At 64.7% G+C, this 15,597-nt stretch carries 1 protein-coding gene (running past one end of the window); it reads left to right on the plus strand.

All coding sequences use genetic code 11. The annotated features are described in order from the left end of the window. On the plus strand, positions 1 to 15,597 hold the 5' end (the start) of the coding sequence (locus KO481_RS15745; protein WP_215917836.1) for an FHA domain-containing protein. 20,622 nt of this gene lie beyond the right edge of the window; the window shows 15,597 of its 36,219 coding nt (coding positions 1-15,597); it begins with the start codon at positions 1 to 3; its stop codon lies off the right edge, out of view.

Genomic DNA, 15,597 nt, shown 5'->3' on the forward strand with positions numbered 1-15,597 from the left:
GTGACCGATGTCACGAACTGCTCCGAGTTTCCGAAAGGTGATGGTCAGGGCCTGATCGAGTACGGCGGCAACCTCTGCGGCTATGCATCCCGGCTGGGCGGGCAGGTGTACTCCGAGATTGACTCGTCGCTGGGACAGGTGCAGGACTACTACACGGGCGCCGCCGCGGAGGCGTTCAACGAGTCGGCACAGCCGATGTTGTCTGGGGACATGTCGGTTCAGGCCCTTGCTCGAGGGGGATCGGTTAGCGGGACCGCTACCCAGGCGGCCGGCAAGCAGATGAGCAGCACGCAGTGGCAGATGCAGTTCATTGCGGCGCAGACGCTGCAAAGCCTTATCAGGGCAGGGTGGGCGTTGTCGACCACGCCATGGGGGATGGCGATGCGGCCGCTGGCGATGGCCTCGATCGAGGCGGCGGGGCTCGACCTGATCCGCCAGGCCGGCGCGGACCTCGGCACCAAGCTGGAGGCCGTCCTTGCCCGCATGCTCGAAGAGGGCGTGGCCAAGACACTCCTGAAGAAGTTCGCGATGAGCGCCTTCGAGGAGGGCCTCAAGGGCATGGCCGTCAACACCGGGATTCAGCTGGCAGTCGACCACGGCCACAGCTTCGACCTGGGCGAGATGCTCGGCCAGGGGCTGACGTGGGCGGCTGCCGGTGGGGTCCGGCCGTTGGTCGAGTTCGGCATGCCGGCGCTTCTCGATCGGTTCGGTATCGACCTGTCGCACGGCATGACCAGCGCCGTCGAGTTCGGGATCGGGACCGCGGCATCCACGGGCGCGATGTGGGCGGGCGGCATCGCGGGGCAGGCGTTGCAGCAACTGGTCGACACCGGTCATATCAACGCGTCGAAGATCGACTACTCCTTCAGCCTTACTACGTTGGCGGTTACGGCGGGCATGGAGGCGGTCGACCAGGGGAGGAAATGGGCCGGGGGAGTCAACGAGCGGGCCAGTCGGTCGGTGTATCTGGAAAATCTGCTCGAGGCGTCGGCCCGGCTTCAGAACGCCGATCCGGCCGACATCGAGACCTTCAACCAGCTCGACAAGAACTACAAAACGCTCTGGCAACAGGGTGTCGATGAAAAGTGGATACGACCGGGCAGTGGACCGGCACCGCCCGGCGGACCGCCTCCGGGCAGTGCACAATTTTCGTTCGACGGCTCTGCGGCGTCCGCTGACCCGTCGGCGTCTGGTAGCGATTCGTCATCTGAAAGCGGTGTGCCGCAGTCCCATTCGTCGTCTTCACCGCGAGCCGCCGACGCCGTCAACGGCTCGACCCCGGCGCGGCCCAGGGCCGGTTCGCCGAGCGCACCGGAAGGCCCGAAGGCGGACGCCGCCGAACAGCCGCAGCCCGCACCGCGTGTCGGCACCCCACACCCGACCGCCGAGGGCGGCCATACCCGCGCGGGCGCTCCCGGCGCCGAACCTGCCAGAAGGACTGTCCCCACCGACGGTTCGGCAGCGGGCGCGCAGAGCCGGGGTGGGGCAGTGGAGACTCGCGCACCAAATCCAGGAGCGGGCGAGATAACCGCCGACCGCAAGCCGAATGCGGTCTCGACCAATTCCGGCGCAAAGGCAACGGCCGCTGGCGATCCGGTCGAGGCCGCCCCGAACCCCCTTACGTCAGCTGCCGCAACGCCCGAAGACACCCAGCCCGCTCATTCCGCCACACAGCCCACCGGGAAAGTTGCCGAAATTCCTCATCCTGGTGGGGATGTCCCACAGGCCGGCACCGAGGCAACTGGACCCGACGCTGGCGAACCGATCACTCACGAACGATCGAGCGAACCGTCCGATCTGTCCGGACGTGAGCACCCGATCGACGGCGCGCCCGCTGATTCCACCACCGGCGACGCAACCTTGACCGCGACCGGCGCGACGAGCCGGAGCGGTGCCGCCCCCGCTCCGCACCCCGGATCCGGCGAGCATGGTACGCACGAAGGTAATTCCGATGCTGCCCACCAGGATTCGGTCATCGTGCTGGTCACGGCCGAACCTGACGCAAGCCGGTTGTCAACCGGCACCGGAAAGGATGCGACCGCAACCGAATCCACGGCGGGGCACGAGACCGCCACAGCCGAACACGATGCCACCGCAACGGAAAACGCTGCGCCTGAAGCAAACAGCGCTGACCCGACGAAGCCCGAACACGACGGGAGCGCCCCATACGACGGCGCGGATCAGCCCGCCGACAAGGCCGGGGAAGTAGACCCGGAACAGGCGAAGCAGGACGAGCTGGCGCAGGCGCTGGCCGCCGCCCAGGCCAAGGTCGACGAGGCGCAGGCAGAGCTGGACCGCAGGCAAGTCGCACTCGATTCGGCAAAAGCGCGGTGCGACGAGATGTTCGGCGACGAAGAGGCATCCCCAGACCAGCTGAAGGAGCGCGCCGAGCCGGTTGAAAAGCTCGCAGTACAAGACGAGAAGCTGGCGTCGGCGCCGCTGCGGCATTCGCTCGACCGGGCGGAATCCGCCCTACGCGAAGCGACCGACCAGCGCCGAGCCGAGGAAGACCTGGCAAAGGCGCAGCAGGCGGTCGACGAAGCCAGGGCCGTGCTCGACCAGGCCACAGCCGCCCGTGACGAGGCGCTACGGCAGGCGAACGAGGATCCGGTCCTCCGGCGTGCGCGGGAGGCGCTCGAGCAGGCACAGGCGGCCTACAAGACGGCGGTCGAGAAGTCCGTCGAGGAACACGTCGACACCCTGCGCCGCCAGGCCGAGGCCGCGGGCGAGCCGTTCGACCCGATGCTGGCCGAGATGGAAGCGCAGCTGCACGCTGCGGATGACCCGCGGGTGACGCAGACCCTTCGAGAGAGGGGGGATGCCGAGGCGGCGGTGTCCCGGGCCGAAGCCGGGGAAGGCGACGCCGGTGCGCATCAGGGCGGAACCGAGCGTGGTGCAACGGCAGACAAGGCGCACGCGGCCGCCGAGCCGCCGAAGCAGGTGCACACCCGCCCGGAGCGCCACGAGCCCGACCGGTCGTTGCCGGAACGTCTGCGGGAGCGGCTGGCTCGACTGTTCGGCCTCGAAAAATCCGACGAAGTCCACCTGGACAATGCGGAGGACGCATTGAGAAGGCTTCGCGAATTCAGTGATTCCCATAGGAATTCGACCAAGGATCCGGGTTCCCGCGAAACCCGTCTGTATCGACGGGCCGCTATCCGGCTGCTGCGCTACTACAAGGTGGAGCGCGACGCGATGCGGGAGCTGTCCGGCGACGAACTGGCGGAAATGCAGCAGCATGGTGACGAGCTGACGGCTTTGTTGTCGATCGTGGAATCGGTCCGCCGGGCGACCGGCAAGGTCATGCGGTGGAACCAGGTCTGGGCGATGCTGGGCGGGCGTGACGGCGTGATGGCTCAGATGAGCACCGCTCAGGGCAAAACCATGGTGGCCCTGGGCCTGTCGCTGTGGGTATCGGCCCGTGAGGGGATCGTTCAGGTCATTACGACCACCGAGACGCTGGCCAACCGTGCGCTCAAGGAGTATTACGTCGAGGCGGGATCGCTGCTGGGATACCGGGTCGAGCGCTGGGATCCACACGGTACGTTCGAGGGAGCCAGGAGCCCGGCCGACGAGAATTATGTGCCGACGATTCTGCTGCTCACCGACGATGAAAACAAGACCGGCAGATTGTACGAGAATCCTCCGCCCGGGCATTTCGCGATCATCGATGAAGGGGACCGGGTCCTCGTCACGCAGGACACTCCACATTACTTGCGCCGTGGCGAGATCGAGGAGATGGGCGAACCCGAGAAGGCGCTCTGGAAGAATATGCGAGAATTCCTGGTCGAGCAGAAGGAAGCGGGTAACCTGACCGATAAGGACTTCGGAATCACCCGTCGCATGTTCGGCATGCTCGGAGGTCGGATGGGTGGTAATCCGGCAGTGGGCGACAAGGTCGTTACCAAGGCAGAAAAGCTATGGGCCGAACGGCTCGAAGAACCCGGCCGTAAATTTACCGCCGACGAGAAGAATATATTCACTCGGACCGTCGGTGCCGAATATATGATCGAAAAGCGTCATTACTCGGTGCACGTCGATGTGAACGGTAAGAAGGTGATCGTGCTCGGTGATGTGGACGGCAAGCCGATGCGCGATGCCAAACAGTCGTCGCAGAGCGAGTGGCAGGATGGGCTGCAGCAGGCGGTGCAGGCCAAGCATGATGCGCACATGACTGCCATCGGTGGTTCCGAAGACACGGTCGTGATCACGAACGACGAGTGCTACAGCGAGCAGAATTACGACACCCTATTCGTAATGTCGGGAACGCTGTGGGGTAAATCGGCGGAGGAGATCAAGCGACGGTTCTCGGTCCATGGCATGATGCAGATCAGAGACTATTTCAAGTCCAAGCTGATAATCCAGAAGAATGTCAAGCGAACCGACGAGCAGATGTACGCCTATGGCGTCGATCGGGTGGTGGCCGAAAACGCGAAACGGCGTGCGGTGCTGGTCATCAATCCGTACAACGACATGGTTGAGACCTTTACCGGGATGCTCGCCGAAAAAGGGTTAGAGGTCCACAACAGCATCGATATGGCGTGGTTCCTCAAGCATGAGAATATGGAATGGGTACAGTCGCCCGAGAATAGCGATTGGTTCAACCCGGATGAGCACGGCCACCTGGTGGCGACCGGCGACGCGAACGCGTTGGCGGAATTGCACCTGATACACATTCAAGAACAAGCCGGACAACTGGACAAGGTCACGGTGGCTACCGGGCTGCTGGGTCGTGGCGCCGATATCCCGATCAGTGATGAGGTGCGCAAACTCGGCGGGCTCTATGTCCTGGTCGTGGGGCATGATCCCGACGCGCCGGCCGAGAACATCCAGCGTCCGGCGCGTGCCGGGCGCAATGGTGATCCGGGTATGGCCGAAATTATCGATTCACTGACGAACTGGCTGTACACGAACTCACGTGATCCCGGGGTCGGGGTCGCGGTCACCCATCACGCCATCGCCGCCGATGCCGCCGCCGAGGCAGACGCCGAGAAGGATGCGGCGCAGGCCGAGTACGACGCAGCCACCGCGTCGGTCGCCCAGGCGCCCGGCGATCCGGCCGTCGTGGCCGAGCAGCGCGCGGCCCGGGAGGCTTTGCAAGTCGCCCAGCACAAGTCCGCTGTGGCGGAGACGCACGCCGCGGCTGCCCAGGACGAGATGATCCGGAAGGCCGAAAGGGCGGCAGAGGAGCACGCGAGCGCGGTCCGGGAACTTCGCCGTGCCGAAAAGGTTCACGCGACACCCGAGGCCGCCGCATCCGCTGCCGCGAACCAGAGGACCGGATCCCGTGCGGGCGCGCCCGTTGCCACACTCGAACAGCTTCAGCCCGCACTGGCCGAAACGCCTTCCGGCAGCGCACTTTCCGGTCCCACCCACGTCGGTAACGGTAGTCGGAGTACGGCCGGACAGCGGACAGAGCCGGGTGGTCGGGTGAGCCAGGCCGACAGTGGTCCGACCCTGCAGGAGCGCGCCGACGAGTTCGTCGCCAGCCTTGCCGAGTTCGCCGACCGGACCGAGACCACTGGACTGCCCGAGGAGGAAAGACAGCGGCGCGAGACGCTTCTCCGAACGGCCGACGAAGCGTATCTGCGGGCTCAGAATGGCGATGCGAGCGGCTACGACGTGCTGGCCGATCTGGAGGCTCGAGCCCAACAGGACGGCTGGTACGCGCCGATTCATGACGAGAGCGAGACGGATTCGGCTGTTGCTCAGCCGGATTCGGCGACAGAGCATGACTCGGAACATGGTGTGGCCAATTCGGAAAGCAACGTGGATCAAGACGCTCGAGCAGCGGCGACGACGTCACAGCAGGCAGAACCCGCAGCTGACGGGAAATCCGTTTCGCCGCAGACCGTTTCGCCGTCCGACGCCATCTTCTATTCCCGACTCGTAGCGACGTTCTCGGCCCTGTTGAATATTCTCATGACGCAAGACGGTGAAAAGCCCGTCGCGCAGACAGTCGCTCGTCAATTCGGTCGACTTCAGCAGATAATATCCGGTGCCGACGGATCCGGCCTGGTGCTCGGCTATGCCGTGGCCTCGATGGCCTGGGTCGGTGCATGGAACCGCCTGCAAGCCATTGTCTACGGCCGAGCCGCTGAGCGTCGCAAGGGCGAGGTGGACCAGACCTCGAGTGACGACGAGTCCGATTCGGCCACAGGAGTTATGAATCTCATCGCTCAGATGACTGATCCAGAAGGCTTCGCCACCGCCATCGCCGGACTCGAAGCAACCGAGCAGGAGATCGGCCTGCTGCGCGTTGCTGCCTCCGAATTGTGGTCTGCGGCAGCCGAGTTGCAGATGGCAGAGGCACTGCTGGTATCCCTCGGCCTCAGCCAGGCAGACCCCGGATCGGTGTCCTCCGCTTCGACGGGAGATAAGTCGGGGCCGGCTTCGGGCCGGCAGCACCCGGACAAGCCGACCGGCTCCCAGCCGGACGGTTCGGCGCGATATCCGAGCACGGAATCGCCTCTGCCGAATACTGATTCGCGGCTCGTGCCAGATACTCGTGGGCCGCCGCTGGAGCTGGAACAGCTGCGACGCGATGTGATGCGGGCGGCTGATGCAGGGTATGGCAAGCAGGTCGTCGCGCTGGCGACCGACGAACTGGCGGCGGGTTGTATCGCTGGGCTCAGCCCGGATCACCGGCGCTACCTCGCGTTGCGGTACACGCGGGGCCTGTCGCGGGCGGATGCGCGGGCGGCGATGGGTATCACGACGGCGGAACTGAATCTTCTGCACCGGGATGCGTTCGGCGCACTGGTGCAGGCGCTGGCGGCTGCGTTCCAGCGGGTGCATGCCGGGCGGACGGTGGTGGTCGGGCCGGCGACGATGGCGGTGTTGGACGCCGTGGATCTCGACCCCGGCCAGCTAGAATATGTCGAACTGCGGTTGCGCCAGGGAAAGTCGACCGCCGATGTCGCGATGGCGCTCGGGGTCGATGTGGAGGCCGTCGAGGACATCGAGCGCACGCTCCTGGCCGACAACGCGTTTGCCACCGCCTTGGTCGATGCGGCTCGCCTCGACGATCCGGAGGCATTGGCGGGCAACATCGATGGCCTTCCAGCCGAGCATCAGTCAGCGGCTGAGCGGTGGCTCGCTGAATCGGCGGCCACCGGCGCTGACGAGGACCTCAGCCGAGGCCGGGTTACCGGGAAGCGTGCGCGTGCGATCAGCCTCCTGGCCTTCATCCGGATGACACAGCTCACGGGGCGATTCGAAGCCACGCCACTGTCAAGCATTGCGGCACTGCCTGGGGAGGGTTCCGGTGAGCCGGCGGACCCGCCCGCGACAGCCGTGGATCCCGAAAGCGCGCACAGTGCAGACGAATTCAACGAGGAGACGTGGACGCTGCTGTCGGCCGAGATGCGGGAACTCGACGCCGAGATAGCGCGGTTCGAGCGGCAGTTCGAGCTGATCAACGTTGAGATGAGAGCCCACTACCGCGAGAACCCCGGTCCGGTAGGCCAGGAAAACCGGTACATGCCCGGCGATCTGACGTATCGGCTCGAACGGTTATTGGGCCGACTCGGGGCGTTGCGTGCGCAGCGCGATGAATTGCTGGCGCGGGCGGTTGCTGATTATCCGGAGGTATTCGGTCGGCCGAAATATCTCGAGGAATTGCGCGAATTGCTGCCGGACATGTCGCACGACGACCTGGTGGCGGTTTGGGAGCTGACCCATCGGTTGAATGGTGTCGAACCGCCGGACCTCTCGCTGGATAGGTTGAAATATTTCCTTCTGAGTATTTGGTCGAAACCAGATTCTGTCCGTTACTACCAGGACATTTATGCGGAGTACGTACATCACGATAAATCTTCAGTTATCACCGAGGGGGATTACGCGGCGTACCTGGGTGCCCTGGTCGATCTTGTAGAACGGTGCATGAGTGGCCCGATCGAGGTCGGCCGTCAAGAGAGCAATTTCATGCTCCCGGACAATCCGACTCTGTCTGACCACGTCGAGGCCGCTGCGTGGGTGCACCTCGCGCGAGCTGGAGTGCAACCCGGCGATATCAAGTTTCGCGTATATCTGAACGTGGCATATGCCGAAAGGCTCGGGGTGATGGGGCGCGTACTCGAGGAACTAATCAACGACGAGGAGAAGTTCCGGGGGGTACTCAAGGCCAAAATCGCTGGACCGATCCAGGATCGTAGCGACGGAATTGTCATCTGGGTGGATGAAATCGAGGCCGCGGAGCGGGTTTGTGAGTGGGTACTCGCGTTACAAGAGAGTCATCCGGAAATTGTGTTCGGTTGGGATACTCCAGCATTAAGCTATTCCCGGGGCAGGGGTGTGGGTATCGCTGCGGAGCCATCGCCCGAGATGATGAAGAAGGACCCCAGTACGAGCTTCGGAGCCGAGCGTGTCCGTGCCATTACGAAGGCGCTGAAAACGGCTAGGGAGATGCAGCGTGAGGGTCTGACCGTGACCTTCGACGATTTCTTCAGCATCGTTCTGAACGAGCTCGAGGCTTCCGGTGTGGATCGCGACCGGCCGTATCTGAATACCGCCCTCCTGGACCGCGGTCTCGCCGCCGCGCCCCCCTCACCTGCGGATCCGAATGACGGTTCCGCCGATTACATTTCGGCCGAGCGAGCGCCCGATTCGCCGGTGGTCGACGACGCCGGACCCAACGGACCTACCGGGCAACAGCCACACCGAGCCGAGCGACCGGTAGGCGACGAGCCACCCGGCGATCGAGCCGGGGAGGCCCCCCGACTTGATCTGCAGGTCCCCAAGGCGCTCTGGGGCCTTCGGTATCAGGAACCGCTGGTCTGGAGGGCAGCCGAAATTCTGCTTGGGCGCAGGTATCTCGCTGCGCTGGGGGCTGAGCGGATTTCAGAGGTGACGGACGGAATCGGTGGACGGCCGGACGGCAGCTATGTCGTCGTGACGGCCGCCGCCGACCCCCGCCAGCTCATCAGGCTGCTCGCTCCCGATATTGATCCGGACGACCCGAGGATCGAGTACTACCGGATCCACAAGATCAATGGTAAGGACCGGACCGGCACGATAGAGCCCTGGCAGCCTGACTCTCACCAGGCATCTCAGCCGGACGACTTCCGGCTCGACGCTTACACGGGAGAGCAGTATGCGTTCATCTCAGCCCTGCTAGCGCAGATCCCCGAGAGCGACGATGCTTCCGCGTCTGTTGATCTTGCGCGCGCCGAGGAGGCATGGACCGCAGCCCACGATCAATCCCATCAGCCGGCGCAACAGCATCGCCAGCGATCTGGAGACGCGGCGCGCACACCGCACCTGCGGCTTGTCGAAGGGGCTGTCGATTGGCAGGCCGTTCTGTCCGAAGACGCGGAAGATCGGTCATACGCCGCGCCCGTCCCTCCGGACGAGCAGGCGATTGCAGAATTGCGGGAGGATATCGAGGCATTCACTATCGGTGCTGGCGAAGACTCGCTCATCGTCGACCTCTATTCACTCTTCGGTGACCGGGATATCAGCGAACCTGACGCGAAAGAGCTTATAAAGCGGATAAAACAGGAATGGCGGATTATTGAAAATCGGCCGGAACTCGATTTCGCCGAGCAGCTTGATTTCGCTGAGAAGGTGATGACGCTCCTCGCAGGCGCGGGAATCCCGACCGATAATCTGCCGAGGATCCTTCGCGCACTCCGGGATCGCGCCGCACTCGCACTGGCACGGGCGCGCCGGGAAGGTGCGGCGCTGATCGAGCGCGAGCGGTCGGCGGGCCGCACGGCGAAATGGATCGCCGAAGGGATCGTATTCCTTGCGGCGGACCCTGCCAGCGGACGTGAGCCGTCCATTCGGGTGTTCTCGATATTGAGCGATCCGATCCAGCACATCGATGCCGTCGCCCCCGGGCTGCGGGCGTCCGGGTACCCCGTCGAATACTGGACAATCCGGGTCGCCAACCTCGCCGGCGAGTCGGTCGAGAAATACGCCGCAGCCCAGCTGCCGGAGAACAATGATCCGGAATACGGTCGGCGTTACCTGGAACATCCGAAAGAGTTCGCCTACATTCGTGCACTCTTGGTGACCGCCAACCATTTCGACGCGCATCAGGCATCCGAAACCGCAGGGGCCGAGCGGAACCGGCAGGCCCGCGCGGCGGGGGAAAGCGGCGCGGGCGACCAACACGAATCCGAGCCGGACGACGGCTCGACCCCTTCCCTGGAAACGACCGAACAAGCGCAGCCCGAAAAGCCGAAGCGCCGCCCGTGGTTCCGGCGTATGTTCCGCGGTGCGATCCCGCTTGCGGCGACCAAGCCTGCGCTGCAGAAGGCACAGCCAGCGCATATGCACGCTGTGGCTTCTGCCGTTCATGTGCACGCCGGGGTATCCACGGGTGCCGTGGCTGCCGCGGCGGGAATGACACTCGCAGTTGTGACGCTGGCCGTAGGCATCGCCAGGATCACTCGGTGGGTCGGCGCCCGCAGGATGGGGCTCGCTCGACGGCAGGACGACCAGGACACGAACGAGCCGGGCCGGGCGAGCGGTACAGGGTTGGGTGCGCGTTCTTTGTCCGAGTTCGTCGATGCGGCGTCGCCTGCCGATCCAGCCGACGTGCGCGCAGTCGTGCGGGAGTATCGGGCGTCATTGGGGGCAGCGAAGGCTCGCCGCAGGAACATCGTGGCTGCACTGCGCGCTGAGGAAGGGAAACTCGCGCAAAGACATTCCACCGCCGATGAAGCGGTCGTACGTGACGGGATTGCACGGCTGCAAGAGCAACTCGCCGGTGTCGAGGACGAGGTCGAGCAATGGCGCAGGCTACTACGCGAGTTGCGGTTGCGGAGGTACATCGCAAGCCTCACCGATTCCCGCCCTGGCTCCGCCGATGTGGCCACAGCGGTGCGGCTCGTGGTTGCCCCGGTGGCGATGCGCGGTGCCGCCCGGTTGCGAAGCTGGTTGGGCGGAATAGGTTCCGGAGGATCGGACTCCGGGAAGGAACGCCTCGCGGACCGCGAGCTGGCGGTAAGCCAACTGTGCCGGAAATGGGGCGTCGAGTCGGCTGAGGGGATCGCCGCGGTTCGGCAGGGCTATGACGCGCTGTATCGGTGGATGGCGCCGTTCGTGGCCAAGCATGCGGTCGACATGCTGAAGGCCGCGAAAGCATGGGCGGCCGGGCGGAACGACGTTGTGGTGGCCTACTTGGGCCGCGACGGTTACCCGCCGGCGCAGGCTGCGGCCGTGTACGACCCGGTGTTTGTCGGCGAGCATTGCACCGTGATTCCACTGTCGCGCCGGCTGGTGGAGGCGGCGCTGCAGGAGCGGGAACGCGACGGTGCTGTGTTCAGCCTGCCGGAGGAGTTCCGGAAGTTGCGGTCGTACGTGTCCGAGAACGAGATCGATGGTGCGATGTCGAATCTCACCAACTTGCTGACGAAAAGTGGTGTGCCGGTGGACCGTCCCGGCGCGCTGGTCGTACTGGTCGACGATGGCTACCAAGGCTCGATCCAGGAATGCCTGGCGGCGCTGTATCCCGATATCGAATTCCGCGGCCAATACCTGGTGTACGACGCCCATCCCGGCGACCCCCATCCAGCCGCCAAAACCGGGTATGCGATGCACCTGGATGCCGACCACAGCCATGGCGGCAAGACGGTCACCGACCTACCCGCCGACCTGGCCCAGACCTGGTCGTACAAAGACATCTTCGCCGCTTTCGAAAGTTTGATGCACGGCCCCCGCGGCACCGCGACCAGCACCGACGAGATTCCTCCCGCCGAGTCACCCGTCGATGGAATCAACCCGCTTCTGCTCGCGCCGAAGTTCGCGGACCCCAAGGTTCGCCTTGCTGTGCAGGACGCCGCATTCCGCGCCGTCAACGACTGGGCGCTGCAGCACATCGCTCGACACTCCACCGGGCGCCGGGGCTGGAGATCAAAGGCCGGCCGGGCCGAACGGAAGCTGGTGGCCACGCTCCGGTCATGGGTCTCCGGTGGTGAGATCGACCCGCTGTTCGCGGAGCTGCTGAACTCGTTTGTGCGCCGCGGCGATCGGCATGTGGTCGTCAAGCTCCGGTCGCTGCTGGCGGATGCCGACGTCGACGATGTTGCGGCACAGCAAATCTGGCAGGACTACACGAGCTTGTCGACCATGGAAGACAAGAGGGCATACGTCAAGCGAATTCGCCGGGAGCTCATTGCCACGACCGGACTCTCATCGAGCCGCACCTTGCAGATCGGTCTCACCGATCAGGGTGTGATGCAGGATGATCGGCTCGCCCGGCGAGTCGTCGGAGACGGCAGTGAATCCGGGGACGGGGACAGCGGAACGGCTATGACCGCCGAAGACATGCTGTTCCAACGGGTTTACGCAACGGTGCGGGATGTGCTCGGGCGGCGGCCCGATCAGGCCGATCGTGCGGCGATGGTCGCCATGGAGATGGTTACTGCTCTGCTGCTCGATCCACAACGGGAGTTCACGGCCGATTCGGCTCAGCGCGACGGACTGCTGAAGGTCGAGATGACCCGAGAGCGCGTCACAATCACCCTGTCCGCCAACGGATCCGAGCCGGCCGCCGATTTGACGTTGCTCGAGTGCACACCGGGTGTCCGGCTGTCCACTGATGCCGCGGACGGGCATTGCGCTGTTTCAGCCGTTTTCGATATGGGACAGCCGGTCGATATCGGTGCGGTGACTCTGCGGCCCGCGCAGGACGAGGATCGGCTATCGATACTGTGGACCGAGATCCTGGGATCGTTGAAGATCGCGTACGCCGGTAAGCCTGACGAAGGAGTGAACGAGTTCGGGCTGTATCAGCTCTATCGGCAACGGTCGGCAGCCATTCGGGGTAATGACACTGCTGTCAGCTGGGTCGCGGTGACCTCGGATGGATTCGTCCGGGGTTCGGCCACCTGGTCACCGCTCAGGGATCGCACCGGCAGCATTGTCGGCACGATCCTGAACGGTCTCTACCTTTTCGAGGGCAGCCTCGGCCACGGCATCGGCACGCGCTTGTTCGAGCAAGCGAGGAATGCAGCTGCGGGGCAACTGCATTGGTTCGTCACCCCGGACACCCCGGCCGTCGAGTTCTTCCGGAAGCAGGGCGCTGTCGCGGCCGGGCCGGCACCCGCTCCACCGCTGGGAGACTACCTGGGCGAGGAAGACGCGTCTCAGCTGCAGATGGTGTGGCTGTCGCCGGAGGCGGTCGGGCCGGTCGCCTCGGATGATGATGTGCTCGCATTGCTGCGGCAGCATTTCGCGGGCCGCGACGACGTCACGGACGACATGCTCACCGCTGCACTGGAACTGGACGAGCGGGGTGGTCATCGGGCTGGGCTGGTCGCCAAGGGGGTGCTGCAGCTTCGGTTGGAGATCCTTGACAGCTACCGTCCGCACGAGCTGCGTGCACTACTGGACCAGCCGATCGCCGCCGACGACATCGCGTGGCGCGTCCGCGTGCTGGCCGCCTATATCGAACAGCAGCTGCACCCCGTCGACGATCGAGAGTTCGCACATCCGCAGGTCCTGCTGAGTTCGGTACTCGTGGGCGGGGACGGTGCGAACGCCGTGACGAGTGGCGATGCCGATCGGGAGCCGGCCACGCTGACCATCCAGGCGGATTCCGGGGACGAGGGATCTCGGCTGGCCGCGGCTGCCCGAGTCTGGGATTGGTTGTCCGAGGTGCTGTCCGGATGGCCGGCCGATCGGATCGATGAGGCGGGTTGGGGGGCGTCCGACCGGGTTGAGCGCGCGTTGCGCTTTGCGGGCGAGGTTCGGATCCGGGTCGGGATCAGCGGTGCGGCCGGTGACCGGCGCGCCGTTGTGTCGGTTGGCGATTCGACCTTCGAGGTGAGCGAATCACTGCACTGGCCGGCTTGGCTCGCCACGGCGTTGGCGCCGATTCGGCATGTGCGCGTGCATATTCCGGATGGGCTGGCGCTGGCTGTGCCGTCCGAGATGTTCGAGCGGCTGGCGAAAGCACTCGCACCGTTCGGCAGCCGGGGATCGCCGCTGGCGGTGGTGCAGGACAATATTGATCATGGGCTGCGGCACCGCGCTCGCATCAACCACGGTCGGCTGAATGCCCTACAGCACAATGTGGAACCGATATACGTCGTCTGCCAGTTCGGCAATCAGAGCGTAGAACTGCATATCTATCCCTTCTGGGATCAGGACTTCCGGTTCGGCCGGAGCGGCTCGGGGTTGACCGGGCGCGGCGACCCCCCCGTATTGCTTGGCGGGTTCACAGCTGCGATCGTCGACGAGCTTCTCTCCGATAGGGGCGATGTCCCGGGCGGAAACGCAGCGCCGGCGCCCACCGTCGACAATGACGGATTCGGGCCCGATCCGGGGGCCGATGCAAGCTTCCGCGATCTCGATTTGGAACGTCAGCGCGAGATCCTGGAGCGCAGGCTGGGTATTGAGACGCCTGCCGACCGCGCGGCTTTCGATCGTCTGATGATGGAGCGTAAGTTCGCCGATATCGCTGATGTGGCCGGGCAGCAGCACCCGGAGTACCTGTTCGACGATCTCGAAGGGTATGTCAGTTGGCTTGATGCCTGCGTCTTCGCCGAATGCCATCGCACCAGCGATGGTGACCTCACGGTGGAGTTCATTCAGGAGCTCAGCCGGCGGATAGGGGGTCGGGTGCGGCCGCGGGCGGGGGAGATCCGGGGAGATCTGGAGCCGAGCCGAAATTGGGGCTACGCCGTACTGGAGCGGCAGCTGACTCCGGAGGAGATCGCCGCCCTCGAGGAAAAGGGACTGACGTACGTCCCAGGGCCGTTCGACCCGGGCGAATTCGGAATTCTGTTTTCGCCGTTGGTAAACGGCCAGCCTGGCCCCCGGAAGGCGGAACCGCTCACCCCGGAGGGGAAGGCCGCCGCCGAAGCGGACCTGTCGAAACTCATGGGGTACCGGGAGGCGACCGAGACGTGGCCGGCCCCGACGTGCCAGTACGGCCTGCTCCTCTATCCCTATTACGGCACTGTCGAGGCCGCCCGGGAACAACTGGGGGCCATCTGCCGCTGGTACCGCGACGAGGTGAACCGACCCGACTTCGATCCGTTCCGGATCGCTACCGAGGTGCAGGTGCGGTACGTCAGCAAACATGACCTTGTCCACACCGAACGCGGCGGACGGGTCAGCCGAATCATGTTGAACTTCTTGCTGAAGAAGCTCAGCGGGGACGACAGTGCGTCCAGCGCGATCGTCGGGGAGTTCGACAACGACATGTTCGGTCTGTTCGAGGACTATTACCGACAGGTCCGCGACGGAATCGACGATTTCAGAGCGTGGCAGGCCATACGGGCGGACCCGGCGGCCGATCCGATCGTCATGCTCGGATTGGAATCGATGCGGCGGGTGTATCGATGGATGGGAGGCCTGCCACAGCCCTTCCCGCCGGGAAAGTTTCACAATCGCGAGCTGGCTCGGCAACTTCACGATGCGCTGCGACCGCTCGGCGTCGAGACCGATCAGCAGCTCGACGCCTCGTGCCGCGTATTCGACAGTCTCGCTGACGCATTCGACTTGATACGGACCAGCCGGCCCGGGACGGTCATCGTCATGCGGGTTCGCCGCACGGGCAGCGCTCCGACTCCGCTCGTCTGGCGCAAGCAGGTCGCCGGCGAGCCGACGGTCGAGATTGATCAGAATGGCGACGAGGTC

The organism is Nocardia albiluteola (assembly GCF_018860155.1).
GTDB lineage: Bacteria > Actinomycetota > Actinomycetes > Mycobacteriales > Mycobacteriaceae > Nocardia > Nocardia albiluteola.